The sequence below is a fragment of the Flavobacterium sp. genome (assembly GCF_027484705.1).
GTDB lineage: Bacteria > Bacteroidota > Bacteroidia > Flavobacteriales > Flavobacteriaceae > Flavobacterium.
In genome coordinates, this window is sequence record NZ_JAIXSL010000001.1 from 1 (window position 1) to 19,869 (window position 19,869).

General features: G+C 40.6%; 21 protein-coding genes and 1 other RNA gene. 8 read left to right on the forward strand and 14 right to left on the reverse strand.

Translation table 11 applies throughout. The features are described from left to right. On the forward strand, window positions 1-214 hold a 214-nt coding region (locus tag Q0058_RS00005; RefSeq protein ID WP_298220407.1), incomplete at its 5' end, for an OmpA family protein. Window positions 215-280: 66 nt separating this feature from the next. On the opposite strand, the gene Q0058_RS00010 is transcribed toward Q0058_RS00005, so the two are convergent. Continuing rightward, the gene (locus tag Q0058_RS00010; protein WP_298220443.1) at window positions 281-1,468 is read right to left on the reverse strand and encodes an O-antigen translocase; all 1,188 of its coding nucleotides are present in this window, start codon (window positions 1,466-1,468) and stop codon (window positions 281-283) included. Here Q0058_RS00010 and Q0058_RS00015 point away from each other — a divergent pair. Together Q0058_RS00015 and Q0058_RS00020 are read left to right on the forward strand one after the other, a co-directional pair. Then, window positions 1,392-1,550, forward strand: a complete 159-nt coding sequence (locus Q0058_RS00015; protein ID WP_298220445.1) for a hypothetical protein — start codon at window positions 1,392-1,394, stop codon at window positions 1,548-1,550. The two genes, Q0058_RS00010 and Q0058_RS00015, sit on opposite strands and share 77 nt — an antisense overlap. Window positions 1,551-1,704: 154 nt before the next feature. Beyond that, a complete protein-coding gene (locus Q0058_RS00020; RefSeq protein WP_298220409.1) occupies window positions 1,705-3,504 on the forward strand; it encodes a gliding motility-associated C-terminal domain-containing protein in 1,800 nt (599 codons plus the stop codon). A gap of 4 nt (window positions 3,505-3,508) precedes the next feature. Here Q0058_RS00020 and Q0058_RS00025 read toward each other — a convergent pair whose 3' ends face one another. From Q0058_RS00025 to pyrR, 8 genes are all read right to left on the reverse strand, one after another. After that, entirely contained in the window at window positions 3,509-5,347 is a 1,839-nt protein-coding gene (locus Q0058_RS00025) for a hypothetical protein (protein ID WP_298220411.1), read from the reverse strand. Between the two features lie 117 nt (window positions 5,348-5,464). Beyond that, window positions 5,465-5,965, reverse strand: coding sequence for a CAP domain-containing protein (locus Q0058_RS00030; RefSeq protein WP_298220413.1), 501 nt, complete (start codon window positions 5,963-5,965; stop codon window positions 5,465-5,467). A gap of 449 nt (window positions 5,966-6,414) precedes the next feature. Beyond that, the gene (locus tag Q0058_RS00035) at window positions 6,415-6,918 is read right to left on the reverse strand and encodes a CAP domain-containing protein (RefSeq protein ID WP_298220414.1); all 504 of its coding nucleotides are present in this window, start codon (window positions 6,916-6,918) and stop codon (window positions 6,415-6,417) included. 319 nt (window positions 6,919-7,237) lie between these two features. Further along, window positions 7,238-7,882: a pyridoxamine 5'-phosphate oxidase gene (gene pdxH, locus Q0058_RS00040; RefSeq protein ID WP_298220416.1), complete on the reverse strand. Its 645-nt coding sequence runs from the start codon at window positions 7,880-7,882 to the stop codon at window positions 7,238-7,240. A gap of 69 nt (window positions 7,883-7,951) precedes the next feature. Next, a complete protein-coding gene (locus tag Q0058_RS00045; protein WP_298220418.1) occupies window positions 7,952-8,857 on the reverse strand; it encodes a ribonuclease Z in 906 nt (301 codons plus the stop codon). Between the two features lie 175 nt (window positions 8,858-9,032). Beyond that, window positions 9,033-9,365 (reverse strand): ribonuclease Z, encoded by a 333-nt coding sequence (locus Q0058_RS00050; protein WP_298220419.1) that lies wholly within the window; start codon window positions 9,363-9,365, stop codon window positions 9,033-9,035. Between the two features lie 66 nt (window positions 9,366-9,431). Further along, entirely contained in the window at window positions 9,432-10,358 is a 927-nt protein-coding gene (locus tag Q0058_RS00055) for an aspartate carbamoyltransferase catalytic subunit (RefSeq protein ID WP_298220421.1), read from the reverse strand. Beyond that, a complete protein-coding gene (pyrR, locus tag Q0058_RS00060; protein ID WP_298220423.1) occupies window positions 10,355-10,912 on the reverse strand; it encodes a bifunctional pyr operon transcriptional regulator/uracil phosphoribosyltransferase PyrR in 558 nt (185 codons plus the stop codon). The genes Q0058_RS00055 and pyrR overlap by 4 nt, the downstream gene beginning before the upstream one ends. A gap of 164 nt (window positions 10,913-11,076) precedes the next feature. Between pyrR and Q0058_RS00065 the strand changes: the two genes are divergently transcribed. From Q0058_RS00065 to Q0058_RS00080, 4 genes are all read left to right on the forward strand, one after another. After that, window positions 11,077-11,541 carry a response regulator gene (locus Q0058_RS00065; protein ID WP_298220425.1) on the forward strand — a complete coding sequence of 155 codons (465 nt, stop codon included), beginning with the start codon at window positions 11,077-11,079 and terminating at the stop codon, window positions 11,539-11,541. Window positions 11,542-11,548: 7 nt separating this feature from the next. Then, window positions 11,549-12,970 (forward strand): sensor histidine kinase, encoded by a 1,422-nt coding sequence (locus Q0058_RS00070; protein ID WP_298220427.1) that lies wholly within the window; start codon window positions 11,549-11,551, stop codon window positions 12,968-12,970. Between the two features lie 123 nt (window positions 12,971-13,093). Continuing rightward, window positions 13,094-13,261 carry a hypothetical protein gene (locus Q0058_RS00075; RefSeq protein ID WP_298220428.1) on the forward strand — a complete coding sequence of 56 codons (168 nt, stop codon included), beginning with the start codon at window positions 13,094-13,096 and terminating at the stop codon, window positions 13,259-13,261. A 399-nt stretch (window positions 13,262-13,660) separates the two neighbouring features. Continuing rightward, a complete protein-coding gene (locus Q0058_RS00080) occupies window positions 13,661-13,963 on the forward strand; it encodes a hypothetical protein (protein ID WP_298220430.1) in 303 nt (100 codons plus the stop codon). 191 nt (window positions 13,964-14,154) lie between these two features. Here Q0058_RS00080 and Q0058_RS00085 read toward each other — a convergent pair whose 3' ends face one another. Continuing rightward, complete coding sequence (locus Q0058_RS00085; RefSeq protein WP_298220432.1) at window positions 14,155-15,771, reverse strand: ATP-binding cassette domain-containing protein; 1,617 nt, start codon at window positions 15,769-15,771, stop codon at window positions 14,155-14,157. Window positions 15,772-15,924: 153 nt separating this feature from the next. Between Q0058_RS00085 and Q0058_RS00090 the strand changes: the two genes are divergently transcribed. After that, window positions 15,925-17,331 carry a thioredoxin-like domain-containing protein gene (locus Q0058_RS00090; RefSeq protein WP_298220435.1) on the forward strand — a complete coding sequence of 469 codons (1,407 nt, stop codon included), beginning with the start codon at window positions 15,925-15,927 and terminating at the stop codon, window positions 17,329-17,331. A 171-nt stretch (window positions 17,332-17,502) separates the two neighbouring features. Here Q0058_RS00090 and fsa read toward each other — a convergent pair whose 3' ends face one another. From fsa to ffs, 4 genes are all read right to left on the reverse strand, one after another. Then, entirely contained in the window at window positions 17,503-18,159 is a 657-nt protein-coding gene (fsa, locus tag Q0058_RS00095; protein WP_298220437.1) for a fructose-6-phosphate aldolase, read from the reverse strand. Window positions 18,160-18,343: 184 nt separating this feature from the next. Beyond that, window positions 18,344-19,147: an SDR family oxidoreductase gene (locus Q0058_RS00100; RefSeq protein ID WP_298220439.1), complete on the reverse strand. Its 804-nt coding sequence runs from the start codon at window positions 19,145-19,147 to the stop codon at window positions 18,344-18,346. A gap of 28 nt (window positions 19,148-19,175) precedes the next feature. Beyond that, complete coding sequence (locus Q0058_RS00105) at window positions 19,176-19,565, reverse strand: hypothetical protein (protein WP_298220441.1); 390 nt, start codon at window positions 19,563-19,565, stop codon at window positions 19,176-19,178. A gap of 189 nt (window positions 19,566-19,754) precedes the next feature. Beyond that, window positions 19,755-19,853, reverse strand: an RNA gene (gene ffs, locus Q0058_RS00110) — signal recognition particle sRNA small type. Window positions 19,854-19,869 lie beyond the last annotated feature (16 nt).

The window sequence follows — 19,869 nt, forward strand, 5'->3', positions numbered from 1 at the left end:
CCGTCAAACTTTCAAATACAACGAAAAACTGTCTGACAGAAGAGCCAAATCTACGATGGCTTGGCTGGTTAAAAACGGTGTAGAAGCCGACAGATTGGTCGGTAAAGGTTACGGCGAAAGCATGCTCGTGAACCGCTGTGCCGATGGCGTGAAATGTTCTGAAGAAGAGCATCAGGCCAACAGAAGAAGTGAGTTTATTATTACCGCTTTATAGATTTTGAATTGGTTGAAAAAGGGAGTGCTGTAATGGCCTCCTTTTTTTTGCCCTGAAGTCAATCATTTATCCGAACAAACTTTTCCTGAAATAGATGACCAAAACAATCCAATAAATAAAATAGGTGAGCGCATGTGCCATAACGATACCCTGAATACCGAAAGCGGTCATAAAAAAATGACAGAAAGTATACATCAAGGTCAACGAAAAAATCTCAGTGGTGATGAAAGCAAGGGTAAGTTTTTTGGCAAAGAACTGATAGCCTAAAATTAAAGACGCTGCTTTGAATACATCGCCCAAAAGTTGCCAGAAGAACAAATCAGCAACAGGAAAAAAAGCTTTGGTAAAAAACAACCGGATCAGAAAAAAGCGAAGAAAAAACAGCACCGTCAATCCTACGACGAACAAGGGCAAAACGCCATTATAATAACTCCAGAATACGTTTTTGGTCGCTTTCTTTGAAGTCGAGAAAGCGAGTTTAGGAAAAAAATAAACCGTCAACATGGTTGAAATGAACAAAAGGTAATAATTTGAAATCCTAGTCATGGCTTCCCAATATCCGGCCTGCTCAACCCCTAAACCCGTGATGATATTCTTTCGGATCGCCAAAAAAACCCACGATCCAAAAACGGAAGAAACCAACGCCATCAATGAATAGGAAGATAAATTCTTTAAAACCTGAACATCAAAGGAATGTCGGGAAATGGTATCAAAAAAACGGATATCCTTATTGAGATAGTAAAATACCACAAAAAACAGCAATGAAGGCGGAATGATAATCGAAAGCAACGCACCGAAGGTTTTAAAATAATAAACCGCGGCAACGGCAAACAACAAACCGAGTATATTCCCGACAATATTGACGTAGATCACCGAGCGATATTTCCCCAATCCGTTAAGCACCACAATCAGAAAAGCAGTCGTGGCGTACCAAGGCAACACCAAAGCAAGAATTTTAAATACCATAGCATATTGCGTCGTATCGTCTAAAACCGTGCGGGTCCAATACGATGAAAAGGCAAACAAAACCAGGCTTAGCAACAACGAAACCGAAAGCAGGCTGATAAAAACCGTAGACATGATTTTCTTGAATTCAGCCTCCTGATCCCTTTTCTCTACTATATATTTAACGATTCCATTCTGAAATCCGAGTGTGGCAATGCTCTCAATGGAAGTCATGAAATTTTTAAAATTCCCGGCCAATGCCATACCGCTCGGGCCTATAAAAATCGCCAGAATTTTCGAAGTGATCAGTCCGGAGAAGATTTTAAGCATCACACTGATACTGTTCAAAGAAGTCGCTTTGAACAAAGGAGTACGCAATATGGTCTTGTAAAAATTCAATTATGATCAGTAATAAAGTGATGGCACAAAGCTACTATTAAAAATGAAATGAATGATAGATGTTTGCGAACTGCGGTTCAAAATGCATTTTAACAACTTTATTCCCGTTTTTTTAATACTTTTAACTGCCTAAAATTTAAACTTTTGTGCGTTTAAAACTACTTCATATCACTTTCGTTATAAGTCTGTTTTCTTTTTCATTTTATGGACAGGAAATCACTTTATACCAGCAGTATAACGGAAGATACGATTTCACTTTCATCGGCAACGGGCTCAATCCGCAGGAGAATTCTTTTATGCCTTTTGCTCAAATCAATAAGACTTCTTCAGCATTACTGGCTTTAAATCCGAACGATCAGATTGAGAATGCTTACTTGTATTGGGCAGGTTGTGGGCCGGGCGATTACGATGTTAAATTGAATGGACAAACCATCATTCCCACGCGTTTTTTTCATCATCAACGGTTTAGCGATGACTTGCCTTTTGACTATTTCAGCTGCTTCGCTGATGTCACGCAGCAAATACAAACCACAGGAAATGGCACTTATACTTTATCTGATTTAGATCTTACGGAATGGATTTCCTATTTTTATGAGAACCGAACCAACTTTGGCGGTTGGGCCATCGTAATCGTTTATAAGAATAACAATTTGCCGTTGAATCAAATCAATGTCTATGACGGATTGGAAGCGGTTCCGGATGAAATTTCATTCAATTTAAATAGCCTGAATGTCATCGACAACCAGCATTCGAAAATCGGTTTCTTAGCTTGGGAAGGCGATCAGAATATTGCCATTGGCGAATCGCTTTACATCAATGACAATCTCATCAGCAATCCGCCGTTGAATCCTGCCAGCAATGCTTTTAACGGAACAAATAGTTTTACCAATACATCAGACCTTCACAACATGGACTTGGATGTTTACGATCTGGAAAACTACATCCAAATTGGAGATACGCTTGTCAATATCCGATTGGAATCGCGTCGGGATTTTGTGATGATCAATGCGGTGGTCACCAAACTCAATTCGCAGTTGCCCGATGCGATTATAGCGATTGACAGGATAGAAACGCAATGCAATTCGAAAGCGATTACCGTGCATTATACCGTGACCAATTTTGAGGCGACCAATGCGCTTGAAGCTCATGTGCCGATTGCCATTTATATCAATGGAACTTATGTGCTAAGCACCCAAACCCAAAACCAAATTGAGATTGATGGTAGCGAAAGTGGCAGTGTTTTTTTGTCGCTTCCGCCAACTATTGTAAGTCCGTTTGAGGTGCGGTTGATCGTTGACGATGATGGCACGCAACACGGAACCGTTGTGGAACTCCGCGAAAACAACAATATGTTTTCACAAAACAACTCGCTTTATACGTCAGAGGCACTCATTGCGCTAAACGAACTGGTTTCCTGTAATGAAGGTTATAGCATTGGTACCTTTGATTTTTCGGCTTATGAAACACTTATCAAACAAAACCCAAACGATGTGGTCAGCTTCTTCCCTACTGCAGGCGATATGGAAAATGGAACGAACGAAATTACGGACCTTTCCCATTATATCGCACCATCGACACCGATGTCTGTTTTTGTAAAGGTTGATAATGGGAATTGTTACAACACCACTTCATTTCTGCTGAAAACCAAAAAATGCCAGCCCATCGTTTACAATTATATTTCCCATAATGATGATGGTGTGAATGATATCTTCAAAATTAAAGGCCTGAGGGATGTGTTCCTGAATTATAAACTCAACGTCTACAACCGTTGGGGAAAATTGGTGTGGACCGGCAATAATGATACTCCGGAATGGAATGGCGAAGCCGATCAAGGTTTTATTATCAATACTGATGAAACTACCCATGGCACTTACTTTTACAGCCTCGAATTGAATGACGCCGATTATCCCGAACCACTTTATGGTTATTTGTTTCTGAGCGAATAAATCATTATTGATAACTTACCAGAACAGGTTTAGCGATTTCGAATTCCTGCAACCCAAAATCATACGTTTTCAGGGAATTGGTTTTATATACTGACGATAAGTCTTCGGGCAATATCGGGAAATAGGAGAACGAAAATTGGAAATTACTGAACACCCAATAATCATTGCTGATAATAATGCCAACGGCGAGTTCCGAATACAGTTTACTGTTTCTGAATCCGGTGTCGGGTTGTCCGAGCATTCCCATGGTGTAACTCAAAAAAGGGTTTAGTCTGAATCCGACTACATGCCATGGCGAATAAGCCTGCGTCTGAAAAGTCATCAGTAATTTCTTGGTGCCGTAAAGGGTATTGCTGCCAAAACCCGGAATTCCTGTATCGCCGTTGAGTGTCAGTTTATCCGTATTCGAATCGATTCGTTTGGTTCCTATGATGGCTTGCGGCTTGACAAACTGACGAAATTTCCAACGGCCTGCATCGATTAGATTGGTGAAATAAATGACGCTGAAATTATAAGCACTTTGTTCTGTAATGTTGTGATTAAAAAAGGTGCCGTATTGCAAATCTGTACTTAAATACCCGAAATCAAAATAACCACCCAATGCCACTTTGGCGCCAAAATAGAACCTGTTCAGGCTGTTCTTGTTGCGAAAACCTCCCGTAACGGAATAGACGAAGCCTGAAGCAATGTCTTCGACAACATCAAAATTAAACACATACTTATCCTGCTTGTATTTTCTCGAAGCGACACCCATACTCAGCAAGTATAATTTTTCATTCGAATAGACCCCTAGAGAATCTACACCAATAATGGGTTTGCTAATAAATTCCTGGTTGTAGAATCGGGCTGAAGTGATGAAATTGGTCGAGCGGTTGGTTTCCGTATTTCCTTTAAAAATCTGAATCGAATGACCACCCCAGAAATCATAAGCGTTGTATTTCGAGTTGGTCGTAGTGTCAAGGATTGGCGAATCCGCTGGCAGTGTGCGTTGAAACTGTTGGGTGAAATTCACTCCGCCAGCCCATCTCGCGTAAGCGGAAAAAAAAGGACGTTCCACATCAAAGGATTTGATATAGTTGCCATCAATATCGATATCATAACGAAGTGTGGTGGTGATAAAAGTATTTTTGATATTCGGAATTCTATAGCTTGTCCCGAAACCGTTATTATTGCTGTTAAGCTCTTTGGTATATGAAGTGGCAAACTCGTGGCCGGTTCCGAAAATATTGCGCTCTTTGAGGTAAAAAGTAGATTTAGTACCCGAAAGCTTAAGATCGGGAACCAAACTCCAGGAATCTAGCACGCGAATGTATACATCTACAGAATCAGATTTTTTGGATACCAATTCCGTCGTAATATTAACACTCCTTACAAAACGTTGTTTTCTGATCAGACGTTCAGAATCTTTCATCAGCAAGGAATCTAAAGGCTGGTTTTTCTTGAACAACAGGATGTTATAGATGGCGAAATTTTTGGTTTTGGGATGCACCGCGTTTCCAATTTTAGCCATTTTTTTGGTGGGCTTTTTAGTGGTGTCGGTTACGGAATAGCTGAACGGATCGAGTGTGGTAATCTTGATGTTTCGGATGATCTTTCCTTCAAATTTTGCGTAATTCTGTTTTTTTATTTTCTTTACCGGAGCAGAAATCTTTTTCTTTTCCGTAATCGGTTCAAAGATCAAACGATGGATATAATTCGTGAACCTTCTTTTTTTGGAATAATTTTCAATGGCCCGATAAACCTTGGCAGTGTCTTGTTTCTTTTGATTGACCTGCGCAAACGAAAATGAGCCATACATCAACATCAAAAAGCAAAAAAGATATTTGAATTTCTTAGGGTTCACTTTTTATTGAGATTGATTCATGAATAACATTTTGCAAACCGTAAAGTTATCGTATAAAACAGAAAAACCACTCATGAGAGTGGTTATCTTGAAAAAAATTAATTTAAAACTAAAACACTATTTTTTTATGAAAATGTTGGTATAATATTTTTTGCCGGTAGTTTCATCGATTCGGATCGAGATTCCAAAATGTGTAAAACTGCCTTCGATATTGGCTTTGTGTCCCGGGCTGTTCAACCAGGCGTTTAAAGCAGAGTTGGATGATACAAAATTGTAAGCCACATTTTCATTCACTTTCACGGCTCCCAAAACTTCTATGATGTTTTCAGATCGCTCCGGAAACAAATCGTGGTTTACCACTTTTCTGGCAATCATATATTCGTTGTGCTCTTCAGATTTGTAAGACACATGATTGATCAATTCCAGCGGATTCAAACCCAAACTTACTCGGTGCTCATTGATAAGATCTGCCAGTTGCAATTCATCGGAATTGTACTCGTAGTTCTGAACCAATTGTGGTCTTGCAGCAGTTACTTCTTCAGTCTCGCTTGATGAACAGGAAATCAAAGTGAACAAAAATGCCACAGGCACGATTGCTCTGAGTAAAATCGTTTTCATAGTAGTAGGTTTTAAGCTTAAAGTAGATGTGGGGCAAACACTTTAATATTTTTTAAACTCAAGAAATATGTGGGGCAGATTTCTGTTGTTTTTGTATGAACGTTGTTTCTTGATTCAATAATACTACAAATATCGTTTAAGTGCAAAATAAAATCGATGAATTACATATATTTAATATTTTATAATATATTTATCTTACAAAATTAAATATATGAAAGAAAAGAAAATTGTATTACGTCAGGGCAAATTTCTACAAAAGAAAAACGCATAGTAAAAGTGTTGGATTCAAACTCAAAATTGAATCAGAAGAAAGCATCATTTAGAAGTTAAGAATTTATTGATGAAACCTAAACCAACGAAAATCTAAATATGTACAAAAGAAAAAACCACTCTTGCGAGTGGTTTTTAGTGTCAAAACAAAACATAATTAAATTAAACTCAATTTTAATTTATTTTTTAACGAAGATATTCGTGTAGTATTTTTTTCCTGTTGTTTCGTCTTGGCGAATGGATATTCCGAAATGAGTGAAGTTGCCTTCTATATTTGATTTGTGCCCGGGGCTGTTTAACCAGGCATTAAGCGCTGAATTTGAAGATACAAAATTGTAAGCGACGTTTTCGTTTACTTTAACTGCGCCTAAAACCTCTATGATGTTTTCAGATCTTTCAGGAAACAAATCATGGTTGACCACTTTACGAGCAATCATATATTCGTTGTGCTCTTCAGATTTGTATGAAACGTGGTTGATGAGTTGTAGTGGATTCAAACCTAAGCTTACTCTATGTTCGTTGATAAGATCAGCAAGTTGCAATTCGTCAGAATTGTATTCGTAGTTTTGAATCAATTGTGGTTTTGCAGCAGAAGTTTCTTCAGCAGAGTCGCTGGAAGAACAAGATATCAAAGTGAACAAAAATGCCATAGGCACTACTGCTCTAAGTAAAGTTGTTTTCATAGTTGTAGGTTTAAGTTTAAAGTAGATTGTGGGGCAAACACTTTAATATTTTTTTAAACTCAAGAAGTATGTGGGGCAAGCTTCTCTTGTTTGGTATGAACGTTGTTTCTTGAGCCAATGTTACTACAAAACTCGTTTAAGTGCCAAATAAAATCGATAAAATACATAAAATTAAGTTTTAATAAACTAAAATTCTTACAAATAAACAATAAGAAAAACAAATGATTGATTTTCATAATGCTTTCAACGGTTAGTAAATTTTCTCCATAAAAAAAGACCGCATCAAGCGGTCTCATTTCATATCTGTATGTATTCCTGGTTAAGGCGCCAACCTATCGATGCTCCAATTGAAATCATCCTGCAAAGCATAACGAATCCTGTCATGCAGACGATTGGGTCTTCCCTGCCAAAACTCCATTTCAACTGGTCGAATCAGAAAACCGCCCCAATTCTTAGGTCTGAGAATCTCTTTGCCTTGGGTTTCCTTTTCCAAAGCGTGCAATTGGTTTTCGAGAAAAGTACGATCGGGAATCACTTCCGACTGATTGGAAACAATCGCGCCGAGCTTACTTCCATCAGGACGCGAGGCGAAATAATTGTCTGAAATATTTTCAGCCGTTTTTTCAGCAATGCCTTTAATGATCACCTGTCGCTCCATCGAATGCCAGAAAAAAGACAAACAAACATGAGGGTTCTGAAGGATTGCTTTCCCTTTTTCAGAATTATAGTTGGTGTAGAAAATAAAACCGTTCTCATCATACTTCTTCAGCAAAACCACACGCGATTTCGGAAAACCATCCAAACCTATCGTAGCGACCGTCATTGCATTGACTTCATCAACACCGCCAAATTCGGTCACTTCATGAAACCAACGGTGGAATAAATTGATCGGATCTTCAGGAATATTAGTTTCCAGAAGTTCGCTTTTTTCATACGATTTTCTGTAATTGCTTAAATCATTCATAGTTTTTAGGTACTGAGGTTCTGAGTTGCTAAGGTACTGAGTTTGCTCGTTTGCTGAGTGAAGAATATCCTAAAATTCGAAATCTGTGCCGTCATCGGCTAACAATATATTGGGGAATACGGTTTCGGCTTCTTCTTTAAATTTCTGAATGCTTTCATACCGCGTCGAATAATGTCCCAAAACCAACTGCCCGACATTGGCTTTTAAAGCAATCAAAGCGGCTTCCTTAGCCGTACTGTGCATCGTTTTTTCCGCCAAAGCATTTTCAGATTCCAAAAAAGTCGATTCGTGATACAAAACATCCACTTCAGCAATATGTGGAATTATGGCTTCATTATAAACCGTATCCGAACAAAACGCATAACGTTTTGGCGGCAGCGGATCGAAAGTCAAAAGGTGGTTTTCTATCACGCGGCCGTCTTCTAAAGTAATGTCTTTGCCGTTCTTGATGTTCTGATAATAACAAGTTTCAATCTCATATTCTTGCACAGCATCGACGTTGAGTTTGCGGTCTCCTGTTTTTTCCTCAAACAAAAACCCGTTCGTATAAATGCGATGCTTCAAAGGAATCGTGCGCACCAAAACCTTTTCATCTTCATAAACCACTTCGCTTTCATCCGATTCCAATTCGTGGAAATACAAACCATAACTCGTCCACGAATGCGACAAACGCAACTGCAAAGTCACGATTTCCTTGATGCCTTTCGGGCCGTAAATATGCAGATCATTTGTCCGGTTCAGCAGCATAAAAGTCGAAACCAGACCAATCAATCCATAACAATGGTCGCCATGCAAATGTGAAATAAAAATATGGTTGATCTTCGAAAACTTGATTTTATGTCTGCGCAGCTGCACCTGAGTTCCCTCGCCGCAATCAATCAGGAACATGCGATTTCTTATTTCGAGCACCTGCGAAGTCGGGTTGGTAATCGTCCTGGGCGTGGCGGCATAACAGCCGAGTATGGTGAGCTTCATTTTAATGAATAAGGAATAATTAATAGTAATAATTAGGAGCCGGGAACCTGCTATTATTCCAATCTTTTTTGTTTTTAAAGAAAAAACAAAAAAGGATTTTCCCTTCTATCAGGGCTAGGGCTCGTCTCGTTCAGAACTTTTCATTATTAATTATTCACTATTAATTATTAATTAGCTAAAATCCCAAATCCCTTTCAATCTCTTCCATGCTGATGATATCATGCGCTTCCAAAAGTGTCGGAACCAGAGCGAGTTTATCGGAAGCAGCATTAAAATCAATGCCTGTCGCAACAATCACAAATGATTTTTTGTTCTTGGTATGCGTTTTCGACAACGGCAAAAAACTGTTGATGCCTTTCACCGTAAGGTCATGGTGTGCACCGAGGTCAATGATGATGTTGTGCTTTTCGAAGGTTTTGTACTCGTGCGTGACTTTCATTAAAAAAGCTACGATATCTCCCTGCGTATCTTTGATGGTTACGGTATTTCCTTTTTGGTCTACTTTCATGGCTCGAATATTAGGTACGCTAATTTACGGTTTTTTGCTCGGGAATTAAAGCCAAAAACGGAATATTTACTGAATTTTCGAAGCGAGCAAATAAATCACCGCCATACGGATGGCGACTCCATTTTCGACTTGGTTCAGAATCACTGATTGCTTGGAATCGGCCACATCGCTCGTAATTTCGACGCCACGGTTGATCGGGCCCGGATGCATAATCACAATCTCTTTATCCAACGAATCGAGCAAAGCCTTATCCACGCCGTACTGTTGCGTATATTCTCTAGTCGATGGGAAATAATTGACTTCCATACGTTCGTTCTGCACGCGCAGCATGTTGGCCACATCGCACCATTGGAGCGCTTTTCTCAAATCAGATTCGACCGTCACGCCAAGCGATTCGATGTATTTCGGGATTAAGGTTTTTGGTCCGCAAACTTTCACTTGCGCACCTTGCATTTGCAAAGCATAAATATTAGAAAGCGCCACCCGCGAATGTAAAATATCCCCAACAATCACCACTTTTTTTCCGGCTACATCGCCAAGTTTCTCGCGTATCGAATAACTGTCGAGCAAACCTTGCGTCGGATGCTCGTGCGCGCCGTCGCCAGCATTGATGATGCTGGCTTTTACATTTTGCGAAAGGAAATAAGCCGCACCAGGATTGGCATGCCGCATGACCACCATATCTACTTTCATCGCCAGAATATTATTAACTGTATCAATTAAAGTTTCGCCTTTTTTGACCGACGATTGCGCTGCCGAAAAACTGATCACATCAGCCGACAATCGTTTCTGGGCAAGCTCGAACGATAATTTGGTGCGTGTGCTGTTTTCAAAAAAGATGTTCGCTATGGTAATGTCGCGCAGCGAAGGCACTTTCTTAATCGGGCGGTTGATGACTTCCTTAAAATGATCCGCCGTCTCAAAAATGAGCTGTATATCTTCAGGCTGAAGGTATTTGATTCCTAATAAATGGTTGACACTTAATTCGCTCATGCTTTTAAGTTATTGGTTGTGGGCACTAAATAAACCGCATCTTCTCCGTCTTGCTCCTGCCAGCATACTTTTACTTTTTCGTTGTTGATGGCATCCACCTGTCTGCCGCGATAATCCGGCTGTATGGGCAAATGACGGCTGAAACGTCTGTCAATGAGCACCAGCAATTCGATGGAGGAAGGCCGTCCGAAGGACTGAATGGCGGTGAGTGCGGAACGGATGCTGCGGCCGGTATACAACACATCATCAATAAAGATGACCTGCTTATCCTCGACCACAAAATCGATTTCAGTTTTATTGGCTTCGATGGGTTTGTCGGTGCGGCGGAAATCATCCCGAAAAAAAGTGATGTCGAGATAACCCAGCGCAATGTCTTTAATTTGATATTCAGCTTCGAGCAATGCTTTGAGGCGTTTTGCGAGAAAAGTGCCACGCGGCTGTATTCCTATCAAAATGGTCTTTGAAAAATCGAGGTGTTTCTCAATCAACTGACAGGCCAAACGATGCAAGATGATATCGACTTCTTTTGCCGTGAGCAATACTTTCTGACTCATGATGAAGTGGTTGTTTGGAGCGTAAAAATACAGAAAAAGACGCAGTGAGCGCATTTATTTAAAAAATAAATTCCAGAGGAATCACTAATGTTAAAGGTGAAGACAATCCGGTGGCGTAACCATATATTGACTAAATTCGTAGGATTAATCACTAAACCTACTTTATGCCCCACCAAAAGAATACCGCCAAGAACATTTTTTTAAGCGATGATGATGCCGATGATTGTATGCTTTTTTCGGAAGCGCTTCAGGAAATCTACAACGAAAGTGAGGCCAGGCTTACCATTGTCAATGATGGAATGGCTTTGATGGAAGTCCTTGAAGAAACCGTTCCGCCGCCACCCGAAGTGATTTTTCTCGATATCAATATGCCCAAGAAAAATGGCGTCGAATGCCTTCAGGAAATTAGAAGTACGCCAAAATTGGCCGGAATTCCGATCATCATCTTCTCGACTTCCTCCAATAAAGATATTGTAGACAAGACTTATCTGCATGGCGCCAACTATTATATCTGCAAACCACAATCCTATTTGCTTTTGAAAAAAACCATCGAACTCGTGCTGTCTTTTGATTTTGAAAGATTAAGCCAGCGCCCGGTTCGAGAATCATTCGTCATAAAAGTTGCATAAAAAAACCATGGAAAGGCCGAAACAATTTCGAATAAAAATAATTTTTATTGCCGCAATTATCCTTTTGCTTTCCCTCTCTGTATTCTCCTATTACAGAATCGATGCACTTATAAATTCTTCAGACCGTCTGAACCATACCAACGTGGTCAAACTCGAACTCGAAAGTGTGTTCTCCAGAGTGAAAGATGCCGATGCAGACCAACGTGGTTTCGTACTGACGAAAGATTCCACCTACCTCAAACAATTTGACAAGAGCCTAAAAGACATCCGTTCCAAAATCATCCGTTTAAAAGCTTTCACGAAAGACAATTATTCGCAGCAACGCAATCTGGCATTATTAGAAAAACTAATCGATAAAAGAATTGCGCACATGAAAGGCGTCATCGATGATGCTCCGAACATGACGATTCCGACAACGCGTTGGCTCGAGGCGCGTGGCATTATGGCTGAAATCAACCAGCAGATTACCAAGATGAGAAATGAAGAAAGTTTTCTGCTGCGGCTGCGCACCAAATCGTTGGTTAAGGAAACATCTTTCACACCAATATTCACGATATTTTTAACCATTTGTTCGCTGATCGTCGTAGCGGTTGCTTATTATGTTATTCATCAGGAATTGAACATTTCTAACGAACTCAAAGCCAACCTCGAAACCAAAAAGAAACAACTGCTCGACGCCAACCAATCGCTTGAGGAAAATATCGAATCGCTTTCTAAAGTCAATAAAGAACTTGAGGCTTTTACTTACATTTCGAGCCATGATTTGCAGGAACCTTTGCGGAAAATCCAGATGATGATTTCGCGGATTCTCGAAGTGGAAAGCAGCAACCTGTCGGAAAACGGCAAAAATTACCTCAACCGAACCCACGAATCGGCCAACCGGATGCAAACGCTTATCATGGATTTACTAGCTTATTCGAGAGTAAAAACAGAAGAATTTACCTTGGAAAACATTCAATTGAATCAAATCGTAGCCGAAGTCAAAAATGATCTTGAGGAAGAAATCGCGGCAAGTCACGCTGTCATTACTTTAGTTGGCGATACGGAAATCAAAGCCATCGCCTCGCAGTTCCGACAATTGCTGACCAACCTGATTTCGAATGCCATTAAATTTTCAAATGCAGAAACGGCTCCGGAAATAACGATTGAAAGTCATGTCGTTTCAGCCCATGAAGTGCCTTTTGTGAATCCTTCCGGCAGAGATTTTTCTAAAATCACGATTGCGGACAACGGCATCGGCTTTGACGCGCAATACCAAAAAAGAATCTTCGAATTGTTTCAGCGCCTTCACACGAGCAAGGAATATCCTGGAACTGGAATTGGCTTGGCGATTGTCAAAAAAATTGTCGAAAACCACCAGGGATTCATTACCGCGGAAAGCCCTGAAGGTCAAGGCGCCACGTTTACGATTTACTTACCTTTAACCTAAGTTCAGCATTTTACGATGTGAATTTTGTAATATCTTGCGCACATCTTACAAATGTTTTCTTGTTTTTTGGCAGACATTTATCTTTTTAAAACAGATCCATGCGAACCTTAAAATCCGGAAATCATGCAAAACAAATCATCCCTTTTATTACTTGTCCTCATAGCTTTTTCACTGACCAGTTGTTCCGTCGTTAAAGGAATTTTCAATGCCGGAATGGGCGTCGGGATTTTTCTGGTGGTAGCGGTTATCGTTCTGATTGTTTTCGTAGCCTCGAAAGTGACTAAAAAATAAAACGGCTGTTTTACTCCCTGAAGTGCATGTAAAAAAAATAATCCAATGCTTGGTAAATCAATACTAGCATTGGATTTTTTACTGATACCTTCCTGTCGATATTAGTGCTCGGCAGCGTTGATTTTAATGGTCGACAAGGCAATATCAGTTTCTTGTGAATCTTTAGATCAAGTGTAAAACTTGCTATAAATCTTCATAACAAAGTTGCTGCAATTAACAGCGAACAGCTTACAGAATTGATGCAAAAAATTGTAGGATTACAAGCCATAGCTGTGTCCGGTTTCAAGGCAATGACAAACTGTAAATTCTGTAACCGATCTTAAAAATTCTGTAACGGACGCTACTGATGAATACCATAATTTTACGTTGCTATCGAATAAATCATTAAAACCACAACACATGATCAATATCAATAACGAGGATTTCAGTGACCAAAATCACAATTTCTCATACGCAATAGCCAGTGAATCGCGCCAAGCAGCCGTTCAAAATCCAAATCATATGGATGACGATACTTTTCACGAAAACCCTCAGGAAGATGAAGATGCCGTAAGTTATGGATTTGAAAAAAAATCCAACATTACCAATGGCTATAATCACAATACTGAAGGTACCGAAGAAACCGATGGAAATGACGACGATGATGAACTCAAGGACGATTTCAACAACTTTGGTTTAGACCAAGATTTTGACACGGATTAAGCTGCGGGCATTCCTTAATTGAGACTTGATGAATGCTTGTTACTCTGAAACAGTAAAGATAAATTTCGATTTATGTTTGTTTTGAAAGGACAATACATCGTTTTGATGCATTGTCCTTTTTTTGTGTATAAAAAAAGCTCCCGCATTCGAGAGCTTCTCATTATTTTACAATCTTAAAGTCATAGAATCTCTTAGGAATACATTTTTGCTCTCAATTCCTGAACTTTATCATCATCAAGATAATCATCAAAAGTCATATAACGGTCGATGGCGCCTTTTGGCGTGAGCTCCACTACTCTATTGCCGACAGTTTGTGCGAATTCGTGGTCATGCGTGGTGAAAATTACGGAGCCTTTAAAATTCTTCAACGAATTGTTGAACGCCGTAATCGATTCAAGGTCTAAGTGATTCGTCGGTTCGTCGAGCATCAACACGTTCGCGCGTTCCATCATCATGCGCGATAACATGCAACGCACTTTTTCGCCTCCGGACAATACGCGGCTGGTTTTAAGCGCTTCTTCACCTGAGAAAATCATTTTCCCTAAAAACCCGCGGATGTTGACTTCTTCGCGTTCTTCCTCAGTTTTCGCCCATTGACGCAACCAATCTACCAAAGTGTAATCATTCTCAAAAAACGAATGATTGTCCACCGGCAAATACGCTTGGTTTGTTGTAACGCCCCAATCAAATTTTCCTGAATCCGGCTTTTGGTGGCCGTTCAAGATTTCATAAAAAGCGGTTGTAGCACGCGAATCTTTTGAGAACAAAACAATCTTATCGCCTTTGGCCATGTTGAGATCGACGTTGGTGAATAAAGTTTCGCCTTCCACCGATGCGCTCAATCCCTGAACATTCAAAATCTGATCGCCGGCTTCGCGTTCCTGATCAAAAATAATCGCAGGATAACGGCGGCTTGAAGGTTTGATTTCAGAAATATTCAACTTGCTGATCATTTTCTTACGTGAAGTCGCTTGCTTTGATTTTGCTACGTTGGCGCTGAAACGACGGATGAATTCCTCCAATTCCTGTTTCTTTTCCTCGGCTTTCTTATTCTGTTGTGCACGCTGTTTCGCCGCTAATTGTGACGATTCGTACCAGAAAGTATAGTTTCCTGAATAATGGTTGATTTTCCCGAAGTCGATGTCTGAAATATGCGTACAGACCGCGTCCAAAAAGTGACGGTCGTGCGATACGACGATGACGGTGTTTTCATAATTTGCAAGGAAATTTTCTAACCAAGCGATGGTTTCAAAGTCAAGATCATTCGTTGGCTCATCCATGATTAAAACATCCGGATTTCCGAACAAAGCCTGCGCCAAAAGCACACGTACTTTGAGTTTTCCATCCAAATCGCCCATTAAAGTGTAATGGTTGTCTTCGGTAATTCCTAAATTCGATAACATCGCAGCGGCTTCTGAATCGGCGTTCCAGCCATTCATTTCTTCAAACTGCACTTGCAATTCTCCAATTCGGTCGGCATTCGCATCGTTGTAATCGAGGTATAAGGCGTCCATTTCGGTTTTGACAGCGAACAGTACTTTGTTTCCCATCAATACGGTTTCCAAAACGGTATGCTCGTCGAACATGTTGTGGTTTTGGTTCAGTACCGACATACGCTTTCCTGGTTCCAGATGAATGTGCCCTGAAGTCGGATCGATATCGCCCGCGATGATTTTCAAAAACGTCGATTTTCCGGCACCGTTGGCTCCGATGACACCGTAAATATTGCCGTGTGTGAATACGGTATTCACCTCATCGAACAAGATTCTTTTGCCAAACTGTACGGATAAATTATTAACTGCTAACATGAATTCAGATTTATAAAAATTGTTCGCAAAAGTATGAAAATAAGTGATATTTTTAGGCCTCAAACCCAATAAATATGAGCAAAGTTTATTTAACGATGCGTTAACAGAAATAATCAACCCAACTGGATATTTTTGTAGACTAGCTTGATAAGAATGTATAGCACCAAACGAAATACGCTTTTACTGTTCACCTCCTCGATTGTTGCCCTTTTGTGTTCGTGCAACAAAGAATTCAAAAGCGACAATTATACAGCTTATTTTGGCGGCGAAGTCACCAATCCAACCAATCCGTACGTATTATTTTGCAAAGACGCTGAAGTCATTGACAGCGTGAAGATTGACGCGAACAACCGCTTCTTCATCAAGTTCGATTCGCTGGCTCCGGGTTTGTATACGTTTAAGAATGAGCCGGAATTCCAATCGGTTTATTTCGACAAGAACGACAGTATTATGGTGCGCATCAACGCCCGAGATTTCGATAATTCAATCATCTTCTGCGGACGCGGCGACCAGAAAAACAACTTTCTGATGGAAATGTACATGAAGAATGAAGACGACCGCAGCAAAATTTTCGACGTGTTCGATTATGATGTCGCGGCATTCACCAAAAATATCGATTCGTCGTATGCCTCAAAAAAGAAATTCTACGCGACCAAAAAAGAAGCGATCAAATGGAGTGAGGATTTTGATACTTATGCGCAAGCAGCTTTAAATTTCCACCACTATTCGAAAAAGGAAATCTATCCGATGGCGCACCAAATGCGCACGGGCGAAGATGTGCTTGAAAAACTTCCGAAAAATTATTACGACTATAGAAAAGACATTAATTACAACGATGTAAGACTTTCGAACTACGCACCTTTTGTAACTTATCTGTCGCACATGCTCAACAATGTCGCGGCAATACATTACCACAACCATTACACGCCGGTGGATATGGCGCTGAGGACGAACATCAACAAACTCAATATTGCCGATACTTTAATTAAAAATAAAACGGTCAAGAATACGATTCTCAACAACATCGCCTTCACTTATTTGCTCGAAGACCAGAACATGGTCAACAACCAGATATTTTTGGAAACCTATCATAAATATTCAACCGATCGCAGCAAAAAAAACGAAATTCTCAAAATCGGAAACGCCATCCAATTGTTGAAAATCGGAAATGAATTGCCCAAAATGGAACTCGTAGACCGCCATGACAAGCTCATTTCTTCCGACGATTTTACTAAAAAGAAAACTGTAATTTTTCTCTGGACGGACAATCTTTCGTCGCACATGATGGCCGCGCACAAGAAAGTGATGACGCTTCAGGCAAAATATCCGGATTACCAATTCATCGGCATCAACCTTGACAAAGACCAAGGCAAATGGAAAACGCAATTGTCAAAACTAAACTCCGAAGGCATCATCGAACTGCGCTGCACCAACTTCGAAGATCTCAAAGCCAATTGGGCCATTATGAAAGTGCACCGCACGATCGTACTCGACAGCAACGGAAAAATCAAAAATGCGTTTACGAATTTGTTTGATGTGAATTTTGAGAAAGAACTTTGATTTAGACACGCTGCGCTTAAGACACGGCTGCGCCTTAGGAAACGCTTCGCTTAGGACTTTTGAACTGAATGCAAAAATATAAAAAGAAAAAGGCTCCCAAATCGAGAGCCTTTTTTATTTATTTTATGTCTTAAGGCGCAGCCGTGTCCTAAGCGCAGCGTGCCTAATAATCTACTGGTTTCCTTTTGCGTAATCCGCTAAAAACTGCGCCAATCCGTTATCGGTCAAAGGGTGTTTCAACAATCCTAAAATCGCAGAAAGTGGTCCGGTCATGACATCAGCACCTAATTTCGCACAATTCACAATGTGCATCGTGTGACGTACTGAAGCCGCAAGGATTTCCGTTTCAAAACCGTAGTTGTCGTAGATCAATCGGATTTCCTCGATCAACGCCAAACCGTCGGTTGAAATATCATCCAAACGTCCGATGAACGGCGAAACATAAGTCGCTCCCGCTTTCGCAGCCAACAAAGCCTGCCCGGCAGAGAACACCAAAGTCACGTTCGTACGGATGCCTTTATCAGAAAAATATTTACACGCTTTCACGCCTTCTTTGGTCATCGGCAATTTCACAACAATCTGCTCGTGCAATTCGGCCAATTCCTCGCCTTCACGTATCATACCGTCGAAATCTGTAGCAATCACTTCGGCGCTTACGTCGCCATCTACGATGTTGCAGATGTCTACATAATGTTTCAGGATGCTGTTCTTTCCGGTGATTCCTTCTTTGGCCATCAACGATGGATTGGTCGTTACGCCGTCTAAGATTCCGAGCGATTGCGCTTCTTTGATTTCGTTTAGGTTGGCGGTATCAATAAAAAATTTCATATAATGTAAATTTGTTGATTCGGTAATTTGGTTATTTGGGCGTTCCCCTACGGGTCAGGCTGTCCGCAGTGCACGGCACTTTGCTCCCATCCTTAACGCGAACGCGGGCGTAAAATTACAACTTATTTTTCAAGTGACCCAGAATTTTTTCCTCAGCACCTTACAACCTAAGCCCCTCAGAACCTTATAATTTATAATGATTCATCAGCAATTTCTCATAAACCTTATCCGGTAAGGTTCGCTTGAGCACTATCGAGAATTTCTGCATAAACAGCCCAACTTTATAATGCACATTCGGTTTTGGATTTTGTATGATCGCACAAATCGCCTGCGCCATTTCTTCGGGATTGCTGCCGCTGTCAACATGTTCGTCCATCATGTTTAAGGTATTCTGATATGGAATTTCATAAGCAGAACCCGCAACCACCGGAGCATGATATCTTCCTGAGGCAATATTAGTGGCAAAATCGCCCGGAGCCACATCAGTGATTTGTATACCAAATGACTTGACTTCCATACGCAAAGCTTCAGTGATTATACTCAACGCGCCTTTCGAAGCCGAATAAACACTCCGATAAGGCAAACCCATATAACCCGCAATCGAGGTGATGTTGATGATCAGTCCTGAACGCTGTTTGCGCATTTGTGGCAATACAGCTTTCATAACTTCAATCGGGCCGAAAAAATTAGTCTCAAAATTCGCTTTGATTTCTGAAGTCGGGATTTCCTCAAGCGGCCCGGTAATGCCCACGCCGGCATTGTTGATGACGATATCAATCCTGCCTGAAACGCGAATCACTTCAGCCACAGCATGCGCAATACTTTCTGTATTTCTGACATCTAAAGCCAATAATGGGAAAATGGAGTTGGTGATTTTATCAGGATTTCGGCTCGTGCCGTAAACGACAAATCCTTTGTGGTGCAGGAATTCGCCTATGGCTTTGCCGATGCCGGAAGAACCGCCGGTAATGAGGACGACTTGATTCATATCGAGTTGCCGGTTAGCTAAAACCTGACTATTTTTTTCGTTCGTAGTAATAGATTTCTTGTGAAGCTTCCGCTCCTTTTTTGGTAGCACGAATCGTATAATACTTATCGCCGACCGGTTTGATTTCGTATTCCCAACCGGCTGGTGCTTTGCTTTTGTCGAAACGATTCATATCAAAACACAATTTGCGCGCTGGCGGTACCGAAATGATTTCTTTCTCGCCTTGACCGGTGACCATAAATTTAAGGTTGTATTGTCCGCAAGGTGCGGGTTTGATCGTGCTGTTTTCTGAAGCGACTTCTGGATTGGTGCGGTAAGCTTCGAAGGTGTCGTGAAAGGTTTTGTATTCTGCTTTTACGTCTGTTTGTGCCAACGCGATTGATGTAACGAATAAAAATGCGGTTAAGATGGATTTCATGGTTTCTAATTTTGAGATTTATGATTTGGAGTGTAAAGATAATAGTTTACGTAAAACCCTAGCCCTGATAGAAGGGAAAATCCTTTTTTGTTTTTGCTGCCAAAAACAAAAAAGATTGGAATGATAGCAGGTTCCCGGCTCCTAGAAAAAAATCAAAAAAAAATCCTCCGTAAAGGAAGATTAAGAAAAAAATGGCAAGCGACCTACATCGCACCGCTACAACCGCATACCTTTGCTATGTTCCCATCCTGGAGGATTTTGCAGGAGCTGGTCGTGTAGGACTTGCCGGCGCAAATATACAATC